The following is a 26,609-nucleotide window of genomic DNA, read 5'->3' as shown; positions in this document are numbered from 1 at the left end:
GGGGTACCGGTGGACGAGGCGAAGCTTCGGTCGTTGGTTTCGGAGTTGACCGTGGCGGACAAGGCGCTGCTGTTGACCGGCGCCGACTTCTGGACCCTGCACCCGATGCCCAAGATCGGGTTGCGGTCGCTGGTGCTCTCCGACGGCCCGAACGGGGTGCGCGGCACGACCTGGGACGAGCGCGACACCTCGCTGCTGTTCCCGGTGGCGTCCGCGCTGGCGGCGACGTGGGATCGGGCGGCGGCGCGGGCGGTGGGGGAGATGTTCGGCGACGAGGCGCGCCGCCGGGGCGTGCACGTGGTGCTGGCGCCGACGATCAACGTGCATCGAAGTCCTTTCGGGGGCAGGCATTTCGAGAACTTCTCCGAAGATCCGTTGCTGATCGCCGAGATCGGCGCCGAGGTGGTGGCGGGCATCCAGTCGCGCGGGGTGGCCGCGACGCCGAAGCACTTCGTCGCCAACGACAGCGAAACCGAGCGGCTCAGCTACGACGCGGTCGTCGACGAGCAGACGCTGCGCGAGGTCTACCTCAAGCCGTTCGAGCGGATCATCGCGAAGGCCTCGCCGTGGGCGCTGATGGCCGCCTACAACTCGGTGAACGGCCGCACGATGACCGAGAATTCCGCGCTGGTGAACGACATCCTCAAGAGCGAGTGGGCGTGGGACGGGATGCTCGTGTCGGACTGGTTCGCCACCCGCTCGCTCAAGGAGGCAGCGCTTGGCGGCCTCGACCTGGCGATGCCCGGCCCGAAAAGCCCTTGGAGCGGCGGGAAGCTCGCGAAAGCCGTGGAGCGGGGCGAGGTTCCCGAGGAGGTGCTCGACGACAAGGTTCTGCGCGTGTTGCGGCTGGCCGACCGCGTCGGTGCGTTCGAGGACTCCGAACCCGGCGGCGGCGGACCGTCGGAGGAGGCCCGGCCGGTCATCCGGCGGCTCGCGGCGCAGGGATTCGTGTTGCTGCGCAACGAGATCGTGGCCGACGCGCCACTGCTGCCGATCGACCCGAAGGTCGCGAAGGTCGCGGTGATCGGCGAGAACGCCACCATCCCCGCGGTGCAGGGCGGCGGCTCGTCGCACGTCAGCCCGCCGCACGTGGTGACGCCGCTGGACGGGCTGCGGGCGGCGTTGCCGGACGCGGATGTGGTGTACCAGCGCGGTGTCCGGCATAGGCGACTGCTGGACGTGATCCCGGACGCGGAGAGCACCGATCCGGAAGGTGAGGGGAGCGGCCTGCGGGTCGACTACCTCGGCGCCGACGGTGCGGTGCTCGAGAGCGAACTGCGCGGCACCGATCGGCTGGTGTGGCTCGGTGGCCTGCCTGCCGGGACGAAGTCGTTTCGCCTGCGGGGAATTCTCCGGCTCGACGTCGGTGAGCACGTGTTCGGGGTGAACGGCACCGGCAGCTTCCGCGTCGAACTCTCCGGCCGGGAGGTGCTGGCCGCGGACGTGGTGCGAGCGGACGGGATCGGCGACCCGCTGGGCGACATGCTGGAACCGCCCGAGCAGCGGTTCAACGTGGTGCTCGTGGAATCGGACCTGGACGCTGCCGGTCAGGCCGCGCTGACCGTGGAGTTCACCCCGCAGAGCCTCGATGCGCTGGTGGCGGTCGGAATCGGGCACCGCGCGCGGGAATGGGACGACGCCAGCGAACTCGCCGCGGCCCTGGCGATCGCCCGGGACGCCGACGTCGCGGTGGTCGTGGTCGGCACCAACGACGAGGTCGAGACCGAGGGCCGCGACCGCGTCTCGCTGGACCTGCCGGGCGCGCAGAACGAGCTGGTCCGCAAGGTGGCGGCGGCGAACCCGAACACCGTCGTGGTGGTCAACGCCGGCTCGCCGGTGCTCATGCCCTGGGCCACCGACGTGCCCGCGGTGCTGTGGACCTGGTTTGGCAGCCAGGAATACGGGGACGCGCTGGCCGACGTGCTGCTGGGGCGGGCCGAGCCCGGCGGCCGGCTGCCGACGACGTTCCCGGCCGAGCTCGCCGACGTCCCGGTCCCGCTGCCCGGCGTGCAGCCGGTGGACGGCGAACTGCATTACGCCGAGGGAACTCTGGTCGGCTACCGCGCCTACGAAGACCGGGGCGTGACGCCGGCGTTCCACTTCGGACACGGGCTCGGGTACACGACCTGGGAGTACCTGGAGGTCGTCGCCGAAGGCGAGAACGTACGGGTGAAGCTGCGCAACACCGGTGACCGAGCGGGACGCGAGGTCGTGCAGGTGTACGCCGTGGAGCCGCTGCGGCTGGCGGGGTTCGCCGTCGCCGAGGCCGAGGCGGGAGCCGAGGTGTCGGTGGTGGTGGACGTCGAGCCCGGGGCGCGCGAGCTGCGCGTCGGGCGCAGCGCCGGCGAGCTGCGGATCAGCGCAGCGAAAAGCCCGTGAGTCCGGCGGACCCACGGGCTCTTCTCCGGGTCACTGCTGCGCGAAGGCCTTCTGCAGGTCGTCCAGGACCAGGTTGGCGGCGATCGGGCCGAGACCGAGGAACCAGGTGTCGTCGTGGACCTCGACGGCCTTGCCGTTCTTCACGGCGTTGAGGGTCGTCCACTGCACCGAGTCGACCACGCCGGTCATCTGCTGCTTGGCGCTCTCGCCGTAGGCGGCGTAGAACAGCTGGTCGCCGTCGGCCTGGGAGATCTGCTCGCGGCTGATCTTGGCGTGGGTCTGCTCGATCTGCTGGTTGTCGGGGCGGCTGAAGCCCGCGTCGGCCAGGATCGTGCCGATGAAGGAGCCCTTGCCGTACAGGCGGATTTCGCCGGGGATGAACCGCAGCATGCTGACCTTGCGGGTCGCCGGGTCGCCGACCTGCTTGCCGATGTCGGCGGCGCGCTGCTGGTAGGCGTCGAGGATCTGCTGCGCCTCCGCCTTCTTGTCCAGCGCCTCGGCGTCGAGAAGGAAGTTCTCCTTCCAGGTCTTGCCGACGGTCTCGGCGAACACGGTCGGCGCGATCTTGCTCAGCGCGTCGTAGTTCTGGTCGTCGCGGACCTTGCTGGACAGGATCAGGTCCGGCTTGAGCGCGGCGATCTTCTCCAGGTTGGGCGAGCCGATGGTGCCGACGACCTCGATGTTGCCGGCCTTCTCGGCGAGGTACGGCTGCAGCGTCTTGTTGGCGTCCGGCAGCACGGTTCCGACCGGCTTGACTCCCAGCGCCAGCACCGCGTCGAGTTCTCCGGTGTCCAGCACGACCACCCGCTGCGGGGTGCCGGCGATCTTGGTCTGGCCCTTGGCGTGAGTGACGATCCGCTCGTTGCCTTGGGGCGCGGTGGACTGATCGGGGGTCGACGTGCCGCACGCCGCGGCGGTGCCGAGCGCGAGCACGGTGGTGATGGCCGCGAGCAGTCGACGAGGACGGAACATGGTGCTCCCTGCCTGTCCGGTTGGCTCCAAAAGTTTGGCAAGCCTAACCTGATCGGAGTAAGGAGACCAGCATTGAGAGCGTTCTCACGCGGAGATCGCCGAGCCCGGATGATCATGGCGTGGTAGAGGGACTGGCATGGAGTCGTTGATCCCGCGCGAGCGGGCCGAGATCGCCCCGGGAGCGGTGCACGTGCCCGACTGGCTGGACGCCGAGCGGCAGCGCGAACTGGTCGTCGCGTGCCGGGAATGGGCCCGTTCGCCGGCGGGCATGCGATCGGCCCGGCTGCCGAGCGGCGGCATGATGTCGGTGCGAACCGTGTGCCTCGGCTGGCACTGGTATCCCTACCGGTACTCGCGAACGGTCGACGACGGCGACGGCTCCCCGGTCACGCCGTTCCCGGACTGGCTCGGCGACCTGGGGCGCAGGGCGCTGGCCGACGCCTACGGCCGCGCCGCCGAGGACTACCGGCCGGACGTGGCGCTGGTCAACTTCTACGACGCCGACGCGCGGATGGGCATGCACCAGGACCGCGACGAGCGGAGCCGGGAGCCGGTGGTGTCGCTGAGCCTCGGCGACACGTGCGTCTTCCGCTTCGGGAACACGGAGAACCGCAACAGGCCGTGGACGGACGTGGAGCTGTGTTCGGGAGACCTGTTCGTCTTCGGCGGCCAGTCCCGCCTGGCCTACCACGGAGTGCCGAAGACGTTCCCGGGCACGAGCCCGGAAATAGGCATGACGGCAGGCCGCCTGAACATCACCCTCCGAGTGTCCGGAATGGACTGAAGGCCCGTGGTGACCCGTGCGTACTTTGTGTCGCTATGGCAACACGAAGTACGCACGGGCAGTTGCCTGGCGAAACGGAGCACCCAGGCTGATGTCAGAGCATGGTCAGGAACATGTAGCCCATGCTCAGCGACAGGACCAGTTCGGTCGCGGCAGCGAACCGGTGGCAAGCCGGCGGCGGGCGCAGCAGATCGGTGCCGGCGAAGCCGGCGCTGAGAAAGCTGTAGATCATCAGCACCCAAGCGACGAGCGGGAAGGCGAAGCCGGCGGGATGGGCGTCGAAGACGGCCGACACGCTGCCGTGCGAGTGCCCGGACGAGTGCCCGGAGGGCAACGAGAACGTCTGCGAAGCGGCGGAGTGAGACCGCGCAGCGGCGAACATGTAAGCCATCGCCAGCGCGCCCGTCAGGTGGTGCAGATATGCGCGAGCGGGACGGCGGCGCAGGGCCAGCACGCCCAGCCAAGCGGAGTTCGCGACGAACGGCGCGGCCCACAAGCCGGAAGGAAGCGCGGGGGACAGCAACATGGCGCTCATCCCGACGCCCATCAATGCGTGGGAGAAGTCCAAGCTGCGATCGGTGCTCCGAACCCCGCGATGCCGCGACCGCAGCGCCAGCCGAGCCACGCACGCCAAGGTCACCACGATGACCAGGCAGGTGAGCAAGGAGCTGATCAAGACCACGGCCAGCAACCCCCGATCGATCACCTACGCCAGCCGATTCTTGGCCAAGAGACAACAAAGAAACCAGGTCCGACCGGGTACTGAAGCCGACCATCCCAAGGCAAGAGCTGACGCGCCCAACACAAGCCGAGAAGAGGAACCACCCAGTCCAAAGGATGCCTTTATGGTCCAGGAGTCACCCAGGCCCGGGAGCACGCACAACGTGACCCGACAACGGCAAGCGGCCACCGCACCGTGGGGGGTTTGGGGGGTTCGACCCCCCAATGCAAAGACGAGATATGAAAAAAGCGAAACGCCCCGCGTAAGCAGGGCGTTTCGCATATGGAGTGCGCCAACAGGGACTCGAACCCCGAACCCGCTGATTAAGAGTCAGCTGCTCTGCCAGTTGAGCTATTGGCGCTGGCTGCCGGTCAGTTCTGATCCATTCGGTTCCTTTTCGGTTCCGGCCGGTCTCCCTGGCGACGTGGAAAACATTAGCACGGTCGTGTGGGGGTGCCGAACAGGGGGGTCGGTTTTGGCGGCGGCGAGGTTGCCGGAGGTGGGAACGCAACCTCGGGGTGGGGCGTTGCGTCTCATGGAGGGCGATCGACCAGGGGCGGTCACCCCATGTGTATCTCGTGGTCCCTTCACACACTGTCGGGGCATTGCTGCACACTGTTCACAGGCGTAGTGGCGCATCGGATCGGACGGACTGTTGCCCATGAGGGAGTGGCGTAATTCGGTCGGGGTTCCCGTACGGGTTTCACGACTGTTGACAATGTTGATCTTCGGCTTGGCGGCGTTATTCGTCGCCGGCTGCAGCGAATCGGGTTCGGGGGCCACTCCGGCGTCCGATGGGGTGCCGCCCGCACCAACACTGGAACTGGCGCCGCAGAACGGCGCCAAGGACATCTCGCCGGCCGGGCCGATCAGCGCGACCGCGGTGAACGGCAAGATCGTCGAGGCGGTGCTGACCAATTCGGAGGGCGGCAAGTTGGCCGGCGCTATCGCGCCGGACGGGGCGAGCTGGAAGGCGAGCGAGAAGCTCGGCTACGACAAGACGTACACGCTGTCCGTGACCGCGCAGGGGGCGAGCGGGCCGGCCATCACCCAGCAATCCACCTTCAGCACGGTCAAGCCCGGCAAGCAGAGCTTCGTGTCGATGAACCCGCTCGACGGGCAGACCGTCGGCGTCGGCCAGCCGCTGGCGTTCTACTTCAGCGCGAATGCCCCGGCGCCGGACAAGGCCAAGGCCGAGGAAGCGATCAAGGTCCGCACCGAGCCGGCCGTGGAGGGTGCTTTCTACTGGTTCAACAGCCGCGAGGTGCACTGGCGGCCGAAGGACTACTGGAAGCCGGGCACCAAGGTGTCGATCGACGTCGACGTGTACGGCAAGGACCTCGGCAACGGGGTCTGGGGCGAGGAGGACCGCAAGGCCAACATCACGATCGGCGATGCGGTCGTGCTGAAGGCCGACGGTGCCAGCCACCAGATGAGCATCGAGAAGAACGGCCAGGTGATCCGGACCATGCCGGTGTCGCTGGGCAAGCCGTCCTTCCCGTCCAACAACGGCGTGCACGTGGTCACCGAGCACCACGCCACGAAGGTGATGGACTCCTCGACCTACGGCCTGCCGATCGAGGCCGGCGGCTACCGCACCGAGGTGAAGTGGGCCGTCCGGATCTCCAACGGTGGCGAGTTCCTGCACGCCGCGCCGTGGTCGGTGGGCGACCAGGGCCGGCGCAACGTCAGCCACGGCTGCATCAACATGAGCATGGACAACGCCAAGTGGGTCTTCGACCTGCTGAAGAAGGGCGACGTCGTCCAGATCACCAATTCCGGCGGGCCGAACCTGCGTTCCTGGGACGGTTTCGGGGACTGGCAGATCCCGTGGGACCAGTGGGTGCAGGGCAACAGGTGAGTTGAGCGGTTGTTCCCGGTTCGCACCGGGAACAACCACTCGCCCCGACGACCGGGCAATGAAGAAAGGCCCCGTTCCAGCGGAACGGGGCCTTTCTTCATTGGGTGAGTGACGGGATTCGAACCCGCGACATCTGGGACCACAACCCAGTGCTCTACCTACTGAGCTACACCCACCTCGGCCGCTCGGACCGGCCCTTCCGGGCTCCTTCCGGAGCAACGCTCACATAGTAGCGTGCGCTGTCACCGGGTTTTCCACCGGCTCCGGTTATCCCGGTGCGCGCTGGTCAGCGGCCGGATTCCGGGGTCTCGCGGGCCTTGTCCGCGCCATCGCCGTTGAGCAGGTCGGCGGCCACCGCCTGGGCCTGTTCGCTGGTCGGCCCCGGCTGCGGGACGAACGCGGTCCGCCGGTAGTAGGCGAGCTCGCGGATGGACTCCCGGATGTCGGCCAGCGCGCGGTGCGCGAGGCCCTTCTCCGGCTGCGCGTAGTAGATCCGCGGGTACCAGCGGCGGCACAGCTCCTTGATGGACGACACGTCGACCATCCGGTAGTGCAGGTGGGCGTCCAGTCGCGGCATGTCGCGGGAGATGAAGCCGCGGTCGGTGGCGATCGAGTTGCCGGCCAGCGGCGCGGACCGGTCGGTCGGCACGTACTGGCGGATGTATTCCAGCACCCGTTGTTCGGCTTCTTCGAGGGTCACCTCGGAGCGGCGCACCTCTTCGGTGAGCCCGGAGCGGTCGTGCATGTCGCGCACCACGTCGGGCATTCCGGCGAGCGCCTCGTCGTCGGCGTGGATGACGATGTCCACGCCTTCGCCGAGGATGTTGAGGTCGGCATCGGTGACCAGGGCGGCGATCTCGATCAGCGCGTCCTTGCCGAGATCGAGACCGGTCATTTCGCAGTCGATCCACACTAGACGGTCATTCACCCGAGGCAGCCTAACTCGCCACGGGGGGTGATCGTGCAGCCGTGCCGGTCATGCCTCCAGGCGGGCGAGCAGCTCGCGCGGCACGACCTTGCCAGTGGCGTTGCGCGGCAGCTCGTCGAGGAACACCACATCGCGGGGCATGGCGAATTTCGACAGCCGGCCGCGGAGCCGGTCGCGCAGCTGCTCGGCGTCCAGGCCGCCGTCGGCGCGGAGCACCAAGAACGCCGCGAGGCGCTGCCCGAACTCGGCGTCGTCGACGCCGATGACGGCCGCCTCGGACACCTCGGGCATTCCGGCGATGGCGTCCTCGGTCTCCTTGGGATAGACGTTCTCGCCGCCGGAGATGATCATGTCGTCCTCGCGGCCGACGACGAACAACCGCCCGGCGGCGTCGATGCGCCCGAGGTCGCCCGTGGACATCAGGCCGTCGCGGATCTCCCGGCTGCTGCCGTTGGTGTAGCCCTCGAAGAGCATGTCGTTGCCCGCGAAGATCCGTCCGGTCGTGCCGCGGCGCACCGGTGTCCCGTCGTCGCCGAGGATGCGCACGGTCGTGCCTCGCGGCGGACGGCCAGCGGTGCCCGGCGCGGCGCGCAGGTCGTGCGGTGTCGCGATGCTCACCCACGACACCTCGGTGGAGCCGTAGAGGTTGTGGAGCACCGGCCCGAAGGCGCGCTGGAACCTGGTGGCCAGGTCGGCGGGGAGTGCCGAACCGCTGCTCGCCACGATGCGCAGCGCGTCGTGGTCGTACTTGGCGCGGATCCGTTCGGGGAGTTCGAGGATGCGCTGGAGCATCACCGGCACCGCGAACATCGACGTGCACTGGTGGCGCTCCACGGCGCTGAGCGCGCGCTCGGGATCGAACTTGCGGTGCAGCACCAGAGTCGCCCCGAGCACGGAGCCGAGCTGGAACGCCGCGATTCCCCAGGTGTGGAACAGCGGCGCGCTGATCAGCACTCGTTCTCCGTTGCGCAGCGGCACCCGGGACAGGATCGACGCCGCGGGCGCCAGCCCCGGCGGATCGGGGCGGCGGGCGCCCTTCGGGGTTCCGGTGGTGCCGGAGGTCAGCACGATCATCCGGGAGTGCCGGCCCGGCCGGGGCAGCTGCTTGGCCGGGGCGGTGGTGATCAGGTGCTCGAGCGTGTCGTGCCGGGTGGTGCCCTCGGTCCACGCCAGCACGGCATCGAGGTCCTCGGGCAGGTTCGGCAGGTGGCTGCTGAATTCGGAGTCCAGGACCAGCAGGCCGACCCGCTGCTCGGCGATCACGTCGGTGAGCTGCCGGCTGCTCAGGCCGGTGTTGAGCAGCACGACGTCGACGCCGAGCTTGGCGGCGGCGACGATCGTTTCGACCGGCCCGTGGTGGTTGCGGCACAGCACGCCGATCCGGGTGCCGCCGGGGATGCGGTCGTGCAGGCCGTTGGCCAGCCGGGTGGTGCGCTGCGAGAGCTCGGCGTAGCTGAGCGCGCCGCGCTCGTCGATCACGGCCGGGCGGTCGGCGTGGCGCACCGCGCCGACGGCGAAGCCCAGCGGCGGCGTGATGCCCCAGCGGCGCCAGGCGAGGACGACCCGCAGCAGCTTGTCCGGTCGAAGCGGGCTGATCACCCCTTGCTTGACCAGGACGAACGCCGTGTGCAGACCGGACGTTCCGCGCCCGAGAAGCGCGGCTGATCGTTGCCAGAACGTGCTCACGCAGTCACCTCTCGGTCGCCAGGTTACCGGGAGTAGATAATGCCGTGAGCGGACTGCGGGGGGAAGACCGAGATCGAGAGCGCGGGGGCGGGCCGTCGCCCGTCCCCGCGCTCTCGGGGTGTTCACTCGAGCGAGGCAGCCTGCACGATCGCGTCGCGCAAGGCCGCTCGCAGCCTGCCGACTTCCAGCGGTGACAGCACCGCCGTCTCGCCCGGTGGGGCGATCAGCACGACATTCTCCTGGTTGACGAACACCGACATGTCCCGACGTCTGCCGGCGACATCGCGGCAGCTCACATGCCACTGCTTGGTGGGCTCCACGATCTCCAGCCTCCCTGTTGCAGTTCGCGCGCTCTGCCTCCAGCGCGCGGTATTGATCGAGGGACGCGGCTTGGTATGAACCGTGACGGCATATGCCGGAATCAGTCGCGGGAGTGCTCTAGAACACATCTCTGCCGGGTGATCTAGGAACCCCGAGTGACCAGCTCGCGATGACTTGTGCATGGGTGGTCAGTAACCGGAACGGGTTGTTGGTGGGCCTGGCGGCGTGTTGAGGATGCGTTCGCTGGTTGTGGAGTGGCTACTGTGCCTCGGTGATTGAGTGAATCCGCCGGGGGCTTCGTCGTTTGATCGTCGGCACCGAACTCGGTGCCGGGGCCCTTCGCTCGGAAACCCTCGTCAGACTCAGCCGAGCCGCCAGTTCGGTCAATGGGATCCACAATGGAACTGCCCAGCTGTACGTCGACGAGGTCCGATCGTTCTTCCGGCAGGTGCGCTAGCGCAGCCAGGACCGCGCGGTCGGCTCCAAGCGGAGAGTCTCCGGGCTCGGCTCGGGACTGTGGTCCTGCACGGCGACGGTGACGGCCACGTCCTCATTCTCGCGGACCGGCAACGCCTGGAACGTGTTGGGCGCATGCTCGCTGCGCAAGGTCGCAACGAGCTGGCTGCCCGTGACGTGGCGGTCGGACACGGTGACGGTGACTAGCTTCCCGGGCGTTTTCGGTCGCGTGAACGGCCCGCATGGCCGCAGCAACAGCACATCGTCGGAGTCGACCATGGTGGCGTTCGCGGCTTCCCGGTGCTCGGCCCAGACCGGCCCGTGGTAGAAGCCGGTCAGGCCGGCGTGGCGGGCCGCCATGTCGGCGAACCCGCGCAGCCACACAAACCGGTCTGGGTCGTCGAGGTCGCGGAATGTGCCGATGATCCGCATGCCGAGCGCTTCCTGCGGCTCGACGAGCTCACGCTCGAACAGCTCGATCAGCACGTCCCGCTGCCCCGGTTTCAGCGTGTACTGCCGCAGCTCGACCACGCCACACCACACCTGCTCCGTCATGACCGCGACCGTAGCGGACCTTCCCGACAATTCCGGGGCATCAACCGGCCAGGCGGGTGTCGAGCTGGCCGAGGTCCTCGAGGAATCAGACGTGCCGCCCGCGGTCGGATTCACGGACTGGGCCGAGACCATCAGCTGGGCGGTGTCGGAGACTGAGCGGTCAATGGTCAATGGTCAATGCTGAACCCGATCCACAACTGAGCGGCGGTTCCCTGGAAAGCAGAAGTCCGCAGCTCCGGTAGAAGCTGCGGACGGGATTTCGGCGGAATGCGGTTCAGACCGGGCGGACCACCAGGCCGTTCGGCTCGGCGGTGAAGGTGACCGCGGCTTCTTCGAAGTCTGCGATCGGCAGTTCGTCGCGGACCAGCCGGTGCGGCGCGTCGAAGGCCTCCACCCGGATCTTGCCGGTGGTCAGCGTTCGCTCCGGGAAGTCCACGCCGCCGACCTTGGCCTGCAGCTCGCTGCCGTGCACCGTGATGGTCAACCAGCCGCCGGGCACCGTCAGCTGCTCACCGTCGTAGGTCAGGGTCAGCCGGCTGGCGGCGGGATCCTCGGAGCGGACGGCGACGTGCGAGATCGCGACGTCGCGCTGGCCGGAGTCGCCGGCCAGGGCGATCACGTCCCGCGTGGCCTCCTCGGCCGCGCCGTCGCCGGGCTTCGGCGTGAGCACCGGGGCGCGCAGTTCGGCGGCCACCCGGTAGGGCTGCCACGATCCGGCGCCGATCAGGTTGACCACCGCGGTGATCTCGACGTCTGCCAGCAGCCGAGCGCTGCCCGGAGCCGGGGTCACCTCGACGGCGGCGACGTCGCGCCGGTTCAGCAGCTCGCGCAGCGCTTTCGCGCGCTGCCTGCTGTTGCGGTCGAATCCGCGGGTGATCGCCACCGTCCCCGAACCGGCGGCCGCCACGGCGGCTTCGGTCAGGTCCGCCAGCGGGGCCCAGATCCGGGCGGGATCCTCCGGCCGGGGTTGCCGGCGGGAACGGGCGAAGCTCGGGGCATCGGTCGTGGTTTCCATCATCAACCACTTTAGTCCGCGATGAAGGTTCACCTTGCCTACCGGTGGGGGCCTTCACGGTGTGAATTCGATCGCTGTGCCGGATCGGCCCGGGGCGATGTGGGCCGATCGGCGCAGACCGTCGGCTCGACGACCGGAGCGTTCCGGCGGCCGAATGGTCTTGTCGCGCGGCGCACTCGGGGCAATGCTGGGGCGATCATCGAGGGGGCGAGATGACCGAGGTGCACTTCCCTGAACTGGGCCGACGGGAGGCCGGTCGCGGTCCGTCGCGCGGAGTGCTGGTGTGCTGGCTGGTCGCGGACGGCAGCCGGGTGTGCGTGGGCGACCGGTTGGCGGAGGTCCGGGTGGGCGGCGACTGCTGCGGCCGGACGATCGGCTGGGTTTCGGCGCTGGCCACCGGCACGTTGTGGCATCAGGTGCGGCCCGGTGAGGTGCTCACCGCCGGCGTGGTGGTGGGCCTGATCGACTGAGGCGGTGCCGGGCGTGGTCGTGGGCCGCCCGCGGTTGTTAGGTTGGTGGCAGTGACGCGGGGTGCCCGGCTGCCGGGCTGAGAACAGACCCGTTGAACCTGACCTAGCTCGTACTAGCGGAGGGACGTCATGGTTCCCAATGTGCTGACCATCGCCGGCACCGACCCCAGCGGCGGCGCCGGCGTGCAGGCCGATCTGAAGACCTTCTCGGCGCACGGCGCCTACGGCATGTCCGTGATCACCGCGCTGGTCGCGCAGACCACCACCGGGGTTTCCGAGGTCCACGAGGTGCCGCCGGAGTTCATCACCGCGCAGCTGGTCACGCTGCTCGACGACGTGCGGGTGGACGCGGTCAAGATCGGCATGCTGGCCAACGCCGAGGTGATCCGCGCGGTGATCGAGGTGCTCGACCGCTACGCGCCGCCGCACGTCGTGCTGGATCCCGTGATGGTCGCCAAGAGCGGCGACCGGCTGCTCGCGCCGGAGGCGGTCGGCGTGCTGCGCGAGGAGCTGCTGCCGCGGGTGGACCTGATCACCCCGAACCTGCCGGAGGCCGCGGATCTGCTGGGCGAGCCGGAGCTCACCGATCCCGCCGACATGCCCGCGCAGGCCGAGCGGCTGGCCGGGCTGGGCGCCAAGCAGGTGCTGCTCAAGGGCGGCCACCTCGACGGCCGGTCCAGCGTGGACCTGCTGTACGGCGACGGGATCGCCGAGTTCCTGTCCAGCGAGCGGGTCACGACCACCAACGACCACGGCACCGGCTGCACGCTGTCGGCGGCGATCGCCGCGCTGCGGCCGCAGCGGGCGGACTGGCTCGAAGCGGTGCGCGAAGCCAAGGAGTACCTGACCGAGGCCCTGCGCGCCTCGGAACGGCTCGACGTCGGCCACGGCCACGGCCCGGTGCACCACTTCCACCGCTGGTGGTGACCTTTTCGGCTTTCCAGGCTCGTTTTGCGTGGCGGTGCAAGTAGCGGCCCCCCTGCGGGAGTTACAGACGCCTTCTCGCTCTGGGATCCCCGATTTGTGTATGACCCAATACGCGGCATCGGGGCTGTCCTCGCGAGAAGACGTCTGAGAACCCGCGGCGGTGCAAGTTGCGTAGGGGGCTGAGCGGCTTCGCCGCTTCAAGAACAAAAGCCAAAACCGACTTCCCAAACACCTGTAAAGCCCTGAGTGCAAGGGCTCCCACACGCTACGAGAGGTTCTGATGAGCAAGCTGCCCGCTCCGCCCGCCGACGGTTTCTGCGCCAAGGCATGGGCGCACACCGCCGATCTGCAGCAGGCGATCGTCGAGCACCCTTTCAACGCCGCGCTGACCGACGGCACCCTGGACCGCGACCGCTTCGCGTTCTACATCGTGCAGGACGCGCGCTACCTGGTCGGTTTCGCGCAGGCGCTGGCGGCAGCCGCGACGCGCGCCGACAACGCCGAGGACGCCGCGTTCCTCGCCGGCGCTTCGCAGGGCGCGCTGGTCGAGGAGCGCCGGTTGCACGCCGGATACGTCGCGGAGTTCGGCCTGTCCGACGCCGAGATCGCCGGGATCGGCACGTCCCCGTCCTGCCTGGCCTACACGTCGTTCCTGCGGGCGAACGCGCTGACCGAGTCGTACCCGGTGCTGCTGGCGGCGATCCTGCCGTGCTTCTGGGTGTACCAGCACGTCGGCACCGCGATCCTGGAGGCCACCGGAGGCGCCGAGGGCCACCCGTACCGGGCGTGGATCCAGACCTACGCCGACGACGAGTTCGCCGAGGCGGTGCTGACGGCCCGCGACCTCACCGACCGGGTCGCCAAGGGCGCGGACGAGGAAACCCGGCACCGGATGCTCGAAGCGTTCACCCGGGCCACGGAGTACGAGTGGCTGTTCTGGAACAGCGCCTGGATCAAGGAGGAATGGCCCACCGCCCGCTTCCTCGGGTAAGGATTTCCAGGCTCGGTCTGCGCAGAAGAGCGGGTGCCGGAATCTCAAGCGTCTTTCTCGCTGTGGGATCCCCGGCTGCCCTCGCGAGAAGACCTCTGAGAACCCGCGGCGGTGCCGGTTGCGAAGCCGGGCTAAGCGGCTGCGCCGCCTCAAAAGAGTGACAAGTGAAACCCGTTGCGGCGTGGGAAGAATCCGCACCGGCTCGGTGTGACCGGGCACACATGTTGCGCCGTTAACGTATCGTCCGGTGCAGCGATGCTCTCAGCGAGACGCCCGTCCGGGCGAGGAGCAAAGCGTGGATTCTTCCACCCGTGGACGGAGTTTCGGCGGCCGTGGGCACTTCTCTTCTGATCGTCCTGGCGGGCATGCTGGTGCCCGTGTTGGCGGCTGCGCCGTTCTACATCGCCGACCGCCGCCGGCAGCGGGAGGACGTCGCCGCCGAGGAGTAGGTCAGCTCCCGTAGATCGCCTTCGCGAGTTCTTCCTTGCCCTGCTTGAGTTCTCGCAGCACGTCGGGCGCGAATCCGCCGCTGGTCGGCATGGCCGGAACCCGCAGCCCCTCGCTGAGCGTCCAGCCCGAACCGCGGTCGATCAGCGACCGGTGCTTGTTGGTGTAGTAGCCGGAGTTGATCGACACCGCGACTCCGTGGGCCCCGGCCGCCGCGGCCATCAGGTGCAGGTGGAACCGGCTGGACAGCCAGCGCTGCCCGGCCGCCGCCGGCAGCCCGGCGTCCATGATCTCGGCGAACGCGTAGAACCGGGCGCCCGGCAGGTCGTGCTCGACCAGCGCGAAGACCTCGCGGTCCACCCGCGGGATGCCCTCGACGATGCCGACCTGCTCGGGGCGCACGCCCCATTCGCCGAGCGTGTCCAGCAGGAATCCGGCCAGCGCGGGCACCGACACGTCGAGCAGGTCCGACTGCAGGCACACCATGACCTCGCGCAGGTCGTCGTCCCGGTACAGGCCGGGTTCGACGCCGAAGAACATGTCGTCGCCGGTGTGCGAGGCGGCGCTGGCCAGCGCGACCGACGGCTCGTCGCGCACGTCGACGACGTCGAACTGCGCGGCGAGGTTGCGCAGCAGCGGCTCCGCTTCGGGCGCGACCGGCCAGAATCCCTGACCGGTCATCACCGCTCGGCCGCCGGATCGGCGGGTCGCCGCGACCGCGGCCGCGAGCAGGCCGAGGTGGCGCGGCCAGATGCCGTTGACGAATCCGCCGCCGATGACGTGCACCAGGTCCACCCCGGCGGCCAGTTCGATGCCCGCCACCCAGCGCGGCGCCAGCCCAGGGTTTTCGATCGCGTGCTGCACGAACGACGCGACTTCCCACGGGCCGTCGGACGGGGCTTCCCAGCACAGCCGCCAGAACGTGTCGGTGAACCGGACTCGCGGGTGCAGGTGGCCGAGCAGCACTTCGCTCGGTCCGGGGTTTGGGCAGTCCACCCAGATCTCGCTGTCCGGGGCGACGCGCGCCAGGTGCTTCAACCAGGCGGCGGCGATCAGTTCGTCCCCGTAGTTCGGATGGCCGGTGGTGGCGACCAGGTAGATGGTCGGCGGGTTGGTCAACGGTGGGCTCCAGCCTTCGGGTGCCGAGTCCCTTTCGAACGTAGCAACGAGAAAGCCCCGAACGCCGGGGCGAGTGACATCTCGCACCCGGTTGCCGCCGCTGGTACTAATTAGGTTGGGCTAACTTAACTTTGGAGGCGTCTTGACGATTCGATCGCAGGCGAAGGTGGGCACCGACAAGCCGGCCCGCTACGCCAAGCAGCTGTCCGCGCACCTCGGCCGGAAGTGCGAGGTGTCCGAGGAATCGGACGGCATCCGCATCGCCCTGCCCGCCGATCGCGGCGTGGGCAGCTGCCTGCTGGTGAGCGAGCCGGACGCGCTCGCCCTGCGTGCGGAGGCGGAGAACGCCGAGGTGCTCGACCGGGTGCAGGACGTGATCGGCCGCCACCTGGAGCGGTTCGGTCAGCGCGACGAGCTGAAGGTCGACTGGACGAACGACTGAGTATTAACAGCCGCGAGGATCATTCCTTGCCGATCTCGTCGCGGAGCCGGGCCAGGCGCTGGCGGGACCGGTTGAACTTGGCCTCGAAGTGCTTCTCGAACAGGTCGGTCGGCAGCTCTGGGATCTCCCCCGGCTCCGCAGTGCGCTGCTGCGGGGCGACCGGCACCGGCTGGGGCTCCTCGGGCTTCGGTTCGGGCTCCTCCTGCGCCGCTTGATCGGTGCTCGGCCGCCGGGCGATGACCGTCGGCGCGGCCGACTTGGGCGGGCCGGCCGGCGTGCGCAGCGCGTGCTTGCCCTTCGGCGCGATCGCCGTTTCGGAGACACCGCTCTCGGCGAGACGTCGGTTCGCCCGTTGCAGCAGCGGCCAGAAGATCAGCGTGGCCAATGCGAAACCGGTGACGAACATCAGCACGAGCAGGTCCACGAGGTGCTCCGATCAGCTCTGCCGGGCGGGTCCGGGGTGCGGGGCGGTGCCGTTGGTGTGCGCCCGCTCGATGGGAATGGTGTAGGTCTGCACGTCCTCGCGCTGTTCGGGCAGCCGCACCGGCTGCTGCTCGACCTGCTCGACCTGCTCGACCTGTTTCTCCTGCGTGACTTGCTTGGTTTCGTCGTCCGCGATGCTCGGCGCCGTGTTGTGGCCGCGCAGGTCGGCCGCGGAGTCGTCCAGCAGGCGTCGGGCGTTGTCCATCGCCGACAGCACCGAGGTGCGCATCTCGTCCAGCCGGAGCTGCTTGGTGCGGATCTCCTCCAGCGCCGCCAGCCGCAGCTGCTCGGTTTTGGCGTCCCACTGGCCGCACTGCCGCCGCGTCTGGGCGATCAGCTCGTCGGCTTCTTCCTGGGCCGCCGCCACGGTCTGCTTGTACTCGTTGCGGATGTTCTGCCGCAGCCGGTGTTCCCGGGTGCGCAGGTCGCTGGCCTTCTGGTCGTGCTCGCGGTGCAGCCGCGCGCGCCTCGACTCGACGTCCGAGACCAGCTCGCTGCACTCGTTGCGCAGCTCGCCGGCGGCCCGCTCGGCTTCGCTGATCAGCTCGCGCGCCTCGGTCTCCGCGGTGCCGCGGATGATCTCGGCCTGCCGCCGCGCCTGATCGCGAAGGGTCTGCACCTCTTCTTCGGCGATCGAGAGCATGTTCTGCACGCGCTGGGAGGCGGCGGGCAGCCCGGTGTCGGAGGACTCGATCCGCTTGAGCCGCTGCTCGGCGGCGTCCAGGCTGCGGCGGGTGTCGTCGCAGAGCTTGCGGAGGTCCGAGTTGAGCTGCGCCGCTTCGTTGCGATCGATGGTGACCAGCCGCAGCTGGTCCTCCAGCAGTTCCAGGTGCTCGATGACCTGGTGGCGGTTGAAGCCTCGGACCTGGATGTCGAACCCCGGCCGGAGCGGCACGACAGAGTCGGCGTCTTCCATTGGTGAACTCCTCTCCGGACGGTGCGGCCGATTCGATAGCTCGGAGAGTAGGGGCGATGGTGGGTGCTCGCCCAGCGGAAAACAACGATCATCACCAGATCAGGTACTGATGATCAGGCGATCAAAACCTCAGCGCACGCTCAGTGATCGTGACGCGGATTCGTCCACTGTGCTCGTTTCGCACGTTTGGTGACGCGTCCGGGTCGGCCGGGTGCCGGGATGCGTCAGTCGGGTGAGCCACAGTCACGAGATCGGGTAGTCAGGTTAGGCTTCGCTCACAGACCGGAACGGATTGCTGTGCTTAGGGAGCGTTGCGTGACGACTGGAGTCGACCTTGCCGGGCAGCCGCACCAGCGGACCTCGGTGCTGTTGCGGCGGTGGCTGGCCGAGACGCACACCCCGGTCGCCGAGGGTCCGCTGCGGTTGACCGTCGGATCGCTGCGTCTGCGCGCGGACGTCGTCTACGACTCGCCGACCGGCGCGCACGGCTTCGGGCCGATCCACGTGCTGGACGCGTCGGGCGCGCCGGTCGAGGCGGCCGAGCCCGCGTTGCTCGCGGCCGCGTGCTCCGCCGATGCGCGCGCCCGCGCGCTGCCCGATGCGCCGATCAACGCCGCCGGCTCGGGCTCGCTGCTGGACTGGCTGGTGGACGCCTTGCCGCGCCGCGCGGTCGATCCGCTGGCGCTGCCCGAGGACCTGGTCGCGGTGGCCCGCTCGATTTCCGATGCCGCGGAGGCGCGGCGCTGGTTGTCCTCGCACGTCGAGAGCCGGTTGCTGCCCGCGGCTCGTGGTTGGCAGCCCGACGATGTCGCCGGTGCCACCGCGGCGCTGCTCACGCGTGGCGTGCTCGCGGTCATCGGGTTGCTGGGGCGGCGCGGTGTCGTGCACGAGGCGGACCTGCTCGCCGAGCTCGCGGATCGGCTGCGGGCGGTCGCCGAGGCGTATCCGGACGTGGATCGGCTGGTCGGGTACTGGTTGACCAGTCCGACGCTGACCGATCTCGCCGCGCTCAACGGTTCCGGGCTGCGGTATCGCGCGGAGTCGGGGGAGATCCAGGTGCGGGCCGTGCCGTTCGAGGTGCGGAACCCGCTGCGCTCGGACGTTCCGGACGTTCCCGGCGTGCCGATTCCGGAGCTGGGCGCGGGCTGGTCGCTGCGGCCGGTCCGGGTCGAGGGCACCGACGGCGGGCCGGACGTCGAGCTGGTGCACCGCTGGATGAACAACGAGCATGTCGCGGTCAACTGGGACCAGGCGTGGCCGGTGGCGCAGTGGCGGGATGAACTGGCAGGTCAGCTCGCCGGGCAGCATTCCGTGCCGTGCATCGTCGGGCTCGACGGGCGGGACGTCGGTTACGTCGAGCTGTACCGGGTGCAGCGCGACAAGCTGGCGCGCTGCTACTCGCACGAGCCGCACGATCTCGGCGTGCACATCGCCATCGGCGAGCCGGATGCGATCGGGCGCGGCGTCGGGTCGGCGCTGCTGCGGGCGGTGGCCGAGGGATTGCTGGCCGCCGACCCGGACTGCCGGCGGGTCGTCGCCGAGCCGAACGTCCACAATGGAGCTTCGGTGGGCGCGTTCGGCAAGGCCGGCTTCGGTCAGGCCGCCGAGGTGGGTTTGCCGAACAAGAACTCGGCCCTGATGGTGTTCGGGCGGCTCGCGTTGGGTGAGTAGTCCCACGTCGGCCGTTGCGGCTATCGGCTGTACCGCGGAACGGGCAAGAATTAAGGTAAGCCTTACCTGTTTTGTTGATCGTGGGGAGAGCGATGCCGGGCCGTGCTGACGAACAGCTGCCGTTGTCCACCGCGCAGGCGGGGATCTGGTTCGCGCAGCAGCTGGATCGGGCCAACCCGATCTTCAACACCGCCGAGTACGTCGAGGTCCACGGGCCCGTGGACCCGGCCCGGTTCGCGTCGGCGCTGCGCCAGGTGGTCGCCGAGGCGGAGACGCTGCGGCTGCGGGTGGTCGACGAGGCCGGTGAGCCGCGGCAGGTCATCGACGAGCCCGACGACTTCGAGCTCCCGGTGATCGACTGCTCGACCGCCGCCGACCCCGACGCGCAGGCGCTTGCCTGGATGCGCGCCGACCTGCGGGAACCCGTGGACCTGACGCGGTCGCGGGCCGACGGCGGCCGGCTGTGGACCGCGGCGCTGCTCAAGCTCGGCGACGAGCGCTGGTGGTGGTACCAGCGGATCCATCACGTCGCCATCGACGGGTACGGCTTCTCGCTGCTGCTCCTGCGGGTCGCCGAGCTGTACAACGCGCCGGACGCCGGGCCGTCGCCGTTCGGCCCGCTGAGCTCGCTGCCGGCCGCGGAAAGGGACTACCGGGAGTCGCCGAAGTTCGCCCGGGACGCGGAGTTCTGGCGCGAGCAGTTCGCCGACCACCCGGATGTCGTGTCGCTGGCCGGCGATTCGAGCCCCACCGCGCACACCTTCCGCCGGCAGGCCGACACCTCCGCGGCGGGGCGCGCGCTGGCCCTCGCCGGGAGCGAGAGCCGCGCGACCGGGACCCATGCGCTCATCGCTGCCTTCGGCTCTTACCTGCACCGGATGACCGGAGCGGCGGATGTGGTGCTCGGGCTGCCGGTGATGGGGCGGCTCGGGTCGGCGGGATTGCTGCGGGTGCCCGGCATGGTGGTCAACGTGCTGCCGCTGCGGCTGCGGATCGGCCCGGACACCACGCGCGCCGAGCTGATTTCGCAGGTCGGGAAGGCCATGCGCGAGGTGCACAAGCATCAGCGCTACCGCGGCGAAGACCTGCGGCGTGACCTCGGGCTGCTGGGCTCGGACCGGCCGCTGTTCGGGCCGCTGATCAACATCAAGTCCTTCGACTACGGGCTGGCCTTCGACGGCAGCCCGGCGACCGTGCACAACCTCGCGGCCGGGCCGGTCGACGACCTGACCGTCGCGGCGTACGCGACCGGCGACGACGACCTGCGGTTCGAGTTCGACGCCAACCCGGAGCGCTACAGCGAGCCGGAGCTCACCGCGCACCGCGAACGGTTCCTGCGGTTCCTCCAGGCGTTCGCGGACTGCGCAGGCGACACCCCGGTCGGCCGGATCGATCTGCTCTCGCCGCAGGAGCGCGACCGGATCCTCAACGAGTGGAACGCGCCGCTGCCCGGCATCCGGGAACAACCGGCGACGACCCTGCCGCAGCTGTTCGAGGAGCAGGCGCTGCGCACGCCGGACTCGGTCGCGGTCACCTTCGGCGAGCAGCACCTCACCTACGCCGAGCTCGACGCGCAGGCGAACCAGCTCGCGCACCACCTCATCGACCACGGCGTCGGGCCGGAGCAGCTGGTCGCGCTGGCGCTGCCACGCTCCGCCGAGCTGGTCGTGGCGCTGCTGGCGGTGCTGAAGGCCGGTGCCGCGTACCTGCCGCTGGACCCGGGGCACCCGGCCGAGCGGATCCGCTACATCATCGGCGACGCGCAGCCGACCGTGCTGATCAGCGACGCCGAACACGCGGCCCGGCTGCCGGACGGGATCACCCGCATCCTGCTGGACGATCCTGGCGAGATCGAGGAGATCGCGCGGCATTCGCAGCGCGACCCGAAGTCGGGCGAGCGCGGGCCGCTGACGGCCGAGCACGCCGCCTACGTGATCTACACCTCCGGCTCGACCGGGCAGCCCAAGGGCGTGGCGATCCCGCACCACAACGTGGTCCGGCTGTTCGGCGCCACCGACCCGTGGTTCTCCTTCGGCGGCGACGACGTCTGGACGCTGTTCCACTCCTACGCCTTCGACTTCTCCGTGTGGGAGCTGTGGGGCGCACTGCTGCACGGCGGCCGGCTGGTGGTGGTGTCGCATGAGGTCAGCCGATCGCCGCAGGAGTTCCTGCGGCTGCTCGCCCGCGAGCGCGTGACCGTGCTCAACCAGACGCCTTCGGCGTTCTACCAGCTCAGCCAGGCCGACCGGGAGAGCCCGGGCACCGAGCTGGCGCTGCGGTGCGTGATCTTCGGCGGCGAGGCGCTGGAACTGTCCAGGTTGGACGACTGGTACGCCCGGCGGCCGGAGTCGCCGAAGCTGATCAACATGTACGGGATCACCGAGACCACCGTGCACGTGTCCTATGCGGAGCTCGACCGCGAGGTGGTCCGCCGCCGCGACGGCAGCCTGATCGGCCGCGGCATCCCGGACCTGCGGGTTTACCTGCTCGACGGGCTGCTGCAGCCGGTTCCGCCGGGCGTGGTCGGGGAGCTGTACGTGGCCGGCGAAGGCCTGGCCCGCGGCTACCTCGGGCGGCGCGGGCTGACCGCGCAGCGGTTCGTCGCGGACCCGCACGGTGCGCCGGGGACCCGCATGTACCGCTCCGGCGACCTGGGCAGGTGGCGGCCGGACGGCGGCATCGAGTTCGTCGGCCGCGCCGACCAGCAGGTCAAGGTGCGCGGATTCCGCATCGAGCTCGGCGAGATCGAGGCGCAGCTGCTCGCGCATCCGGCGGTGCGGCAGGCCGCCGTCGTGGTGCGCGAGGACCAGCCGGGCGACCAGCGGCTCGTCGGCTACGCGGTGGGCGCGGTCGCGGCGATCGAGTTGCGCGGGCACCTGGCGGAGCGGCTGCCGGGCTACATGGTGCCGTCGGCCTTCGTGTCGGTGGATGCGATCCCGTTGACCGCCAACGGGAAGCTCGACACCCGGGCGTTGCCCGCGCCGGACTTCGGCGGAGATGGCGGTGGCCGGGAACCGCGCAACGCCGTCGAGGCGACGCTGTGCCGGTTGTTCGCGGAGGTGCTCGGCGTCGGCGAGGTCGGCATCGACGACGGGTTCTTCGAGCTGGGCGGGCATTCCCTGCTGGCCGCCCGGTTGCTGGCGCGGGTGCGCACCGAGCTCGGTGCGGAGCTGACCATCCGCAGCCTCTTCGACCACCCGACCGTCGCGGGCCTCGCCGCGCAGCTCGAAACGGGTGCGCGTCGGCCCGCGCTGCGGCAGGTGGAGCGGCCGCAGCAGATCCCGCTTTCGTTCGCACAGCAGCGCTTGTGGTTCCTGAACCGGTTGGAAGGCGCTAGCGCCACCTACAACATGCCGCTGGTGCTGCGGATGTCCGGCGAGCTGGACGTGGCGGCGCTGCGCGCCGCTATCGGCGACGTCGTGCGCAGGCACGAGAGCCTGCGCACGATCTTCCCCGACGAGTTGGGCGAGCCCCGGCAGCAGGTGCTCGACACCGCGCCCGAGCTGACGGTGGTGCAGTCGTCCGATGTGGACGGTGATCTCGCCACCGCGGTGCGGCAGGGCTTCGACCTGGCTCAGGAGCAGCCGATCCGCGCCACCCTGTTCGAGACCGGCGACGAGCACGTGCTGCTCGTGCTGCTGCACCACGTGGCCGGTGACGAGTGGTCGACACGACCGCTGGTGCGGGACCTGTCGACCGCCTATGCCGCGCGGGCGGCGGGCATGGCCCCGGAATGGCCGGATCTTCCCGTGCAGTACGTGGATTACACGCTCTGGCAGCGGGAACTGCTCGGGAACGAGACCGATCCGGGCGGGCTCGCGGGGCGGCAGCTGACGTTCTGGCGACAGGCCCTCGCCGACCTGCCCGACCAGCTGGAGCTGCCCACCGACTTCCCGCGCCCGGCGGTGTCCAGCCACCGGGGCGAGGCGGTGCGGTTCCAGCTCGATCCCGCCCTGCACCAGCGGATTCGGCGGCTGGCCGGCGAGCACGGCGCCAGCGTGTTCATGGTGCTGCAGGCCGGGCTGGCGGCGCTGCTGACCAGGCACGGCGCCGGTACCGACATCCCGATCGGGTCGCCGGTGGCCGGTCGCGGCGACGATTCGCTCGACGACCTGGTCGGGTTCTTCGTCAACAGCCTCGTGCTGCGCACCGACACCTCCGGGGAGCCGAGCTTCGCCGAGCTGGTCGACCGGGTGCGGCAGGTCGACCTGGCCGCGTTCGACAACGCGGAGCTGCCGTTCGAGCGGCTGGCCGAGGTGCTCAACCCGGCTCGCTCGCTGTCCCGGCACCCGCTGTTCCAGGTGATGCTCGCGTACTGGGGCGCGGCCGAGGCCGTCGCAGCAGACCTGCCCGGACTCGAGACCGCAGTGGACACCGTGCCCGCCGGGGCGGCCAAGTTCGACCTGGCGTTCAGCCTCAGCGAAGGCGCCGACGGCGGGGCCGACGGATTGGTGCAGTACAGCACCGACCTGTTCACCGAGCGCACCGTCGAGGACCTGGCCGCGCGGTTCGTCCGGCTGCTCGCCGCCGCCGTCGAAAACCCGGCCGCGCCCATCGAGCGCCTGGACGTCCTGGGCGATGCGGCCCGGCAGGAGGTGCTGGCCTGGGGCGACGCCGCCGGCGACGTGGCCGCGGCCGGGACCTTCCCGGAGCTGTTCGCCGAGCAGGTCGCGCGGGAGCCGGACAAGCCCGCGCTGATCTTCGAAGACGTGGAGCTGAGCTACCGCGAGCTCGACCGGCGGGTGGCCGAGCAGGCGCGGCTGCTGGCCGAGCACGGCGTCGGCCCGGGCGACATCGTCGGCGTGCTGCTGCCCCGCTCGCCCGAGCTGATCATCGGCCTGGTCGCGGTGATGACCGCCGGCGCGGCGTACCTGGCGCTCGACCCGGAGTACCCGGCGGAACGGCTGCGGCACATGGTCGAGGATGCGAAACCGCGCCTGGTGCTCACCGACGATCTCCGCGCCGACCTGCCAACAGCCTTGCTGAGCTGCAAAGACAACCCTAAAGACGGTTTCGAAAGCGGTTTGCGTAGCGGCGCCGGTAGCGGAACCTCAGACGCCGCCTCGACTGCGGGATCCCCGACTCATGTATGTCCAATACACCACGCTGGGGCTGTCCTCGCCGAGAGCCCTTTCGGGCGGGCACAGTCTGAGAACCCGCGGCGGTGCGAGCTGAGTCCCACACCGCAAGCGGCTGACGCCGCTTATAAAGCAGACGCTGCAGGAAAGGAACTTCTGCCGAGGCCGGGGCTGGACGACGCGGCGTACGTCATCTACACCTCCGGCTCCACCGGCACCCCGAAGGGCGTGGTCGTGCCGCACCGCGGCATCGCCAAGCTGCTCGCCACCCAGCACCGCCGGGTCGGCATCACCGCCGACAGCCGGGTGCTGCAGTTCGCCTCGCCGAGCTTCGACGTGGCGTTCTGGGAGATGTGCATGGGATTGCTCGGCGGCGGCACGCTCGTCGTGGTGCCCTCGGACCTGCGGGTGCCGGGCGAGCCGCTCGCGGAGTACGCCCGGCGGCACCGCGTCACGCACCTGGCGATCGGGCCGTCGATGATGGGCATGTTCCCGGCCGACACCGAGCTGCCGCCGAACGCGACCCTGCTGTGCGGGGCCGAGAGCGTGCCGTCCGAGCTGGTGCTGCGGTGGGCTCGGGACCGGCGGATGCTCAACTGCTACGGGCCGACCGAAGCCACCGTCAACTCCACGCTGTGGGACTGCGATCCCGACGTCGTCGGCAGCACGGTGCCGATCGGTGTGCCCGATCCCGGCGCCCGGCTCTACGTGCTGGACAAGGAGCTCCAGCCCACGCCGCCCGGCGTGGTCGGCGAGCTCTACGTCGCCGGGCACGGGCTGGCGCGCGGCTACCTCGACCGGCCGGGCCTGACCGCCGAGCGCTTCGTCGCCGATCCGTTGGGGCCGCCCGGTTCCCGCATGTACCGCACCGGTGACCTGGTGCGCTGGCGGGCCGACGGCGTGCTGGACTTCGCCGGGCGCGCGGACGACCAGGTGAAGATCCGCGGGTTCCGCATCGAACTCGGCGAGGTCGAGGCGGTGCTGGCAAAGCATCCCGACGTCGCGCAGGTCGCGGCCGTGGTGCGCGAGGACACGCCGGGCGACAAGCGGCTCGTCGCCTACGTCGTCGGCGGCGGCGACCCGGCCGAGCTGCGGCGGCACGTGGGCGAGTCGCTGCCGGACTACATGGTGCCCGCGGCGGTGGTGTTCGTCGACGCGTTGCCGTTGCTGCCCAACGGGAAGCTCGACCGCCGGGCGCTGCCCGCGCCGGACCTCGGCGAATCCGTCGGCAACGCGATGCCGCGCAACCCGACCGAGGAAATCCTCTGCGGGCTGTTCGCCGAGGTGCTCGGGCTGCCGCGGGTCGGGATCGAGGACGGCTTCTTCGACCTCGGCGGGCATTCGCTGCTGGCCGCCAAGCTGATCGGCCGCATCCGCGACGCGCTGGGCTTGCGCGTCAACGTCGGCAGCCTCTTCGCCGCGCCGACCGTGGCCGGCCTCGCGGAGCGGCTGCACAGCGGAGGATCGCGCGACGCGCTGGAGATCCTGCTGCCGCTGCGCACCGAAGGCAGCAAGGAACCGCTGTTCTGCGTGCACCCGGCGGCCGGGCTGGCCTGGCCGTTCTCCGGGCTGCTCAAGCACATCGACGACGAACGGCCGATCTACGGCGTCCAGTCGCGCGGGCTCGCCGAGCCGAAGCCCGTCGCGGCGAGCCTGCGGGAAATGGCCGCCGAATACCTGGAGCACATCCGGGAGGTGCAGCCGCACGGGCCGTACTACTTCCTCGGCTGGTCCTTCGGCGGCGTCGTCGCTCACGAGATGAGCACCCAGCTGCAGGAACAGGGCGAAGAGGTGCGGTTCCTGTGCATGCTCGACTCGTACCCGAAGGACGTGTGGGACGAGCTGCCGACCGAGGAAGAAGCGCTGATGGCGCTGCTCTACATGGCCGGCTACGACTTCTCCGAGCTGGGCGCCGGGCCGCTGACCAGGGCGGACGTGATGGCGATCCTGTCGGCCGAGGGCAGCGCGCTGGCCAACCTCGAAGAGCACAGCATCACCGCGATCATCGACAACTTCGCCAACTGCGCGGTGCTGGAGAACGAGGCCGACCACGACAAGTTCCGCGGTGACGTGCTGTTCTTCACCGCCACGGTCAACCCGGCCAAGGCGGAGCTGACCGCGCAGATGTGGCAGCCGTACGTCGATGGCACGGTGCACAACCACGACGTCGCCTGCGAGCACAAGGACATGACGCAACGCGAACCGCTCGCGGAGATCGCGGCGATCGTCGACCGAGCCCTGACCGAGATCACCACGTGACCGGGCGCCAATCCTGTCCGCCAGGAGCGTTGCGGGCCGCTTCCGTGAGTGTTTTGGGGCGCGATGGCACCCCAAAACACTCACGGACCATCGCGGCCGGTGGGAGTTCAACACTGCAAGGAGCACGA

General features: G+C 69.8%; 20 protein-coding genes, 2 tRNA genes and 1 riboswitch. Of the genes, 10 read left to right on the top strand and 12 right to left on the bottom strand.

The genetic code is table 11. The annotated features are described in order from the left end of the window. Window positions 1-9 precede the first annotated feature (9 nt). Window positions 10-2,379 (top strand): glycoside hydrolase family 3 C-terminal domain-containing protein, encoded by a 2,370-nt coding sequence (locus tag AB0I53_RS02445; RefSeq protein WP_358595193.1) that lies wholly within the window; start codon window positions 10-12, stop codon window positions 2,377-2,379. A gap of 30 nt (window positions 2,380-2,409) precedes the next feature. Here AB0I53_RS02445 and AB0I53_RS02440 read toward each other — a convergent pair whose 3' ends face one another. Continuing rightward, window positions 2,410-3,351, bottom strand: a complete 942-nt coding sequence (locus AB0I53_RS02440) for an iron-siderophore ABC transporter substrate-binding protein (RefSeq protein ID WP_358595190.1) — start codon at window positions 3,349-3,351, stop codon at window positions 2,410-2,412. A 136-nt stretch (window positions 3,352-3,487) separates the two neighbouring features. Between AB0I53_RS02440 and AB0I53_RS02435 the strand changes: the two genes are divergently transcribed. Next, entirely contained in the window at window positions 3,488-4,135 is a 648-nt protein-coding gene (locus AB0I53_RS02435; protein ID WP_358595187.1) for an alpha-ketoglutarate-dependent dioxygenase AlkB, read from the top strand. 94 nt (window positions 4,136-4,229) lie between these two features. On the opposite strand, the gene AB0I53_RS02430 is transcribed toward AB0I53_RS02435, so the two are convergent. Together AB0I53_RS02430 and AB0I53_RS02425 are read right to left on the bottom strand one after the other, a co-directional pair. Continuing rightward, complete coding sequence (locus tag AB0I53_RS02430) at window positions 4,230-4,841, bottom strand: DUF5134 domain-containing protein (protein ID WP_358595184.1); 612 nt, start codon at window positions 4,839-4,841, stop codon at window positions 4,230-4,232. A gap of 303 nt (window positions 4,842-5,144) precedes the next feature. Continuing rightward, a tRNA-Lys gene (locus AB0I53_RS02425) sits at window positions 5,145-5,217 on the bottom strand. A gap of 357 nt (window positions 5,218-5,574) precedes the next feature. Here AB0I53_RS02425 and AB0I53_RS02420 point away from each other — a divergent pair. Continuing rightward, the gene (locus AB0I53_RS02420) at window positions 5,575-6,717 is read left to right on the top strand and encodes an Ig-like domain-containing protein (protein WP_358595182.1); all 1,143 of its coding nucleotides are present in this window, start codon (window positions 5,575-5,577) and stop codon (window positions 6,715-6,717) included. A 103-nt stretch (window positions 6,718-6,820) separates the two neighbouring features. Here the strand turns inward: AB0I53_RS02420 and AB0I53_RS02415 are convergent. From AB0I53_RS02415 to AB0I53_RS02395, 5 genes are all read right to left on the bottom strand, one after another. After that, window positions 6,821-6,893: transfer RNA gene (locus tag AB0I53_RS02415), tRNA-His, on the bottom strand. 110 nt (window positions 6,894-7,003) lie between these two features. After that, complete coding sequence (orn, locus tag AB0I53_RS02410) at window positions 7,004-7,645, bottom strand: oligoribonuclease (protein WP_358595180.1); 642 nt, start codon at window positions 7,643-7,645, stop codon at window positions 7,004-7,006. A gap of 48 nt (window positions 7,646-7,693) precedes the next feature. Continuing rightward, the gene (locus AB0I53_RS02405; protein WP_358595177.1) at window positions 7,694-9,331 is read right to left on the bottom strand and encodes an AMP-binding protein; all 1,638 of its coding nucleotides are present in this window, start codon (window positions 9,329-9,331) and stop codon (window positions 7,694-7,696) included. A gap of 122 nt (window positions 9,332-9,453) precedes the next feature. Continuing rightward, window positions 9,454-9,651, bottom strand: coding sequence for a hypothetical protein (locus AB0I53_RS02400; RefSeq protein ID WP_358595175.1), 198 nt, complete (start codon window positions 9,649-9,651; stop codon window positions 9,454-9,456). Between the two features lie 454 nt (window positions 9,652-10,105). Then, on the bottom strand, window positions 10,106-10,663 hold the full coding sequence (locus tag AB0I53_RS02395; protein WP_358595172.1) for an NIPSNAP family protein: 558 nt from the start codon (window positions 10,661-10,663) through the stop codon (window positions 10,106-10,108). On the opposite strand from AB0I53_RS02395, the gene AB0I53_RS02390 reads away from it, so the two are divergent. Next, on the top strand, window positions 10,662-10,847 hold the full coding sequence (locus AB0I53_RS02390; RefSeq protein WP_358595170.1) for a hypothetical protein: 186 nt from the start codon (window positions 10,662-10,664) through the stop codon (window positions 10,845-10,847). The genes AB0I53_RS02395 and AB0I53_RS02390 overlap by 2 nt on opposite strands. Before the next feature lie 90 nt (window positions 10,848-10,937). On the opposite strand, the gene AB0I53_RS02385 is transcribed toward AB0I53_RS02390, so the two are convergent. Further along, window positions 10,938-11,678 carry a hypothetical protein gene (locus AB0I53_RS02385; RefSeq protein WP_358595167.1) on the bottom strand — a complete coding sequence of 247 codons (741 nt, stop codon included), beginning with the start codon at window positions 11,676-11,678 and terminating at the stop codon, window positions 10,938-10,940. A 212-nt stretch (window positions 11,679-11,890) separates the two neighbouring features. Between AB0I53_RS02385 and AB0I53_RS02380 the strand changes: the two genes are divergently transcribed. The 3 genes from AB0I53_RS02380 (at window position 11,891) to tenA (ending at window position 14,066) form a co-directional block, all read left to right on the top strand. Then, a complete protein-coding gene (locus tag AB0I53_RS02380; protein ID WP_358595165.1) occupies window positions 11,891-12,148 on the top strand; it encodes a hypothetical protein in 258 nt (85 codons plus the stop codon). A gap of 47 nt (window positions 12,149-12,195) precedes the next feature. Then, a riboswitch (TPP riboswitch) is annotated at window positions 12,196-12,290 on the top strand. Beyond that, a complete protein-coding gene (gene thiD, locus AB0I53_RS02375; protein ID WP_358595162.1) occupies window positions 12,278-13,075 on the top strand; it encodes a bifunctional hydroxymethylpyrimidine kinase/phosphomethylpyrimidine kinase in 798 nt (265 codons plus the stop codon). It overlaps the preceding riboswitch by 13 nt. 280 nt (window positions 13,076-13,355) lie before the next feature. Next, window positions 13,356-14,066 (top strand): thiaminase II, encoded by a 711-nt coding sequence (gene tenA / locus AB0I53_RS02370; protein WP_358595159.1) that lies wholly within the window; start codon window positions 13,356-13,358, stop codon window positions 14,064-14,066. Between the two features lie 450 nt (window positions 14,067-14,516). On the opposite strand, the gene AB0I53_RS02365 is transcribed toward tenA, so the two are convergent. Further along, complete coding sequence (locus tag AB0I53_RS02365) at window positions 14,517-15,632, bottom strand: polysaccharide pyruvyl transferase family protein (RefSeq protein ID WP_358595157.1); 1,116 nt, start codon at window positions 15,630-15,632, stop codon at window positions 14,517-14,519. Between the two features lie 142 nt (window positions 15,633-15,774). On the opposite strand from AB0I53_RS02365, the gene AB0I53_RS02360 reads away from it, so the two are divergent. Further along, window positions 15,775-16,074, top strand: a complete 300-nt coding sequence (locus AB0I53_RS02360) for a DUF2218 domain-containing protein (RefSeq protein WP_358595154.1) — start codon at window positions 15,775-15,777, stop codon at window positions 16,072-16,074. A 19-nt stretch (window positions 16,075-16,093) separates the two neighbouring features. Here AB0I53_RS02360 and AB0I53_RS02355 read toward each other — a convergent pair whose 3' ends face one another. Together AB0I53_RS02355 and AB0I53_RS02350 are read right to left on the bottom strand one after the other, a co-directional pair. Then, complete coding sequence (locus AB0I53_RS02355) at window positions 16,094-16,498, bottom strand: hypothetical protein (RefSeq protein WP_358595151.1); 405 nt, start codon at window positions 16,496-16,498, stop codon at window positions 16,094-16,096. Between the two features lie 12 nt (window positions 16,499-16,510). Next, window positions 16,511-17,473 (bottom strand): hypothetical protein, encoded by a 963-nt coding sequence (locus AB0I53_RS02350; protein WP_358595149.1) that lies wholly within the window; start codon window positions 17,471-17,473, stop codon window positions 16,511-16,513. 315 nt (window positions 17,474-17,788) lie between these two features. Here AB0I53_RS02350 and AB0I53_RS02345 point away from each other — a divergent pair, with 315 nt between their 5' ends. Both AB0I53_RS02345 and AB0I53_RS02340 read left to right on the top strand, forming a co-directional pair. Further along, window positions 17,789-19,144, top strand: coding sequence for a GNAT family N-acetyltransferase (locus tag AB0I53_RS02345; RefSeq protein WP_358595146.1), 1,356 nt, complete (start codon window positions 17,789-17,791; stop codon window positions 19,142-19,144). 92 nt (window positions 19,145-19,236) lie between these two features. Continuing rightward, window positions 19,237-26,481, top strand: a complete 7,245-nt coding sequence (locus tag AB0I53_RS02340) for an amino acid adenylation domain-containing protein (protein WP_358595143.1) — start codon at window positions 19,237-19,239, stop codon at window positions 26,479-26,481. The last annotated feature ends 128 nt before the right edge of the window (window positions 26,482-26,609 follow it).

This window comes from Saccharopolyspora sp. NPDC050389, from assembly GCF_040655595.1.
Classification (GTDB): Bacteria; Actinomycetota; Actinomycetes; order Mycobacteriales; family Pseudonocardiaceae; genus Saccharopolyspora.
This window is presented reverse-complemented; position numbering and strand designations above follow the sequence as displayed.

Excerpts from the sequence above, each read along its gene's own strand:
- AB0I53_RS02350 (WP_358595149.1), bottom strand. The coding sequence starts at position 17,473 with ATGGAAGACGCCGACTCTGTCGTGCCGCTCCGGCCGGGGTTCGACATC.
- AB0I53_RS02440 (WP_358595190.1), bottom strand. The coding sequence starts at position 3,351 with ATGTTCCGTCCTCGTCGACTGCTCGCGGCCATCACCACCGTGCTCGCG.
- AB0I53_RS02390 (WP_358595170.1), top strand. The coding sequence starts at position 10,662 with ATGACCGCGACCGTAGCGGACCTTCCCGACAATTCCGGGGCATCAACC.
- tenA (WP_358595159.1), top strand. The coding sequence starts at position 13,356 with ATGAGCAAGCTGCCCGCTCCGCCCGCCGACGGTTTCTGCGCCAAGGCA.
- AB0I53_RS02395 (WP_358595172.1), bottom strand. The coding sequence starts at position 10,663 with ATGACGGAGCAGGTGTGGTGTGGCGTGGTCGAGCTGCGGCAGTACACG.
- AB0I53_RS02435 (WP_358595187.1), top strand. The coding sequence starts at position 3,488 with ATGGAGTCGTTGATCCCGCGCGAGCGGGCCGAGATCGCCCCGGGAGCG.
- thiD (WP_358595162.1), top strand. The coding sequence starts at position 12,278 with ATGGTTCCCAATGTGCTGACCATCGCCGGCACCGACCCCAGCGGCGGC.
- AB0I53_RS02385 (WP_358595167.1), bottom strand. The coding sequence starts at position 11,678 with ATGGAAACCACGACCGATGCCCCGAGCTTCGCCCGTTCCCGCCGGCAA.
- AB0I53_RS02380 (WP_358595165.1), top strand. The coding sequence starts at position 11,891 with ATGACCGAGGTGCACTTCCCTGAACTGGGCCGACGGGAGGCCGGTCGC.
- AB0I53_RS02340 (WP_358595143.1), top strand. The coding sequence starts at position 19,237 with ATGCCGGGCCGTGCTGACGAACAGCTGCCGTTGTCCACCGCGCAGGCG.
- AB0I53_RS02420 (WP_358595182.1), top strand. The coding sequence starts at position 5,575 with ATGTTGATCTTCGGCTTGGCGGCGTTATTCGTCGCCGGCTGCAGCGAA.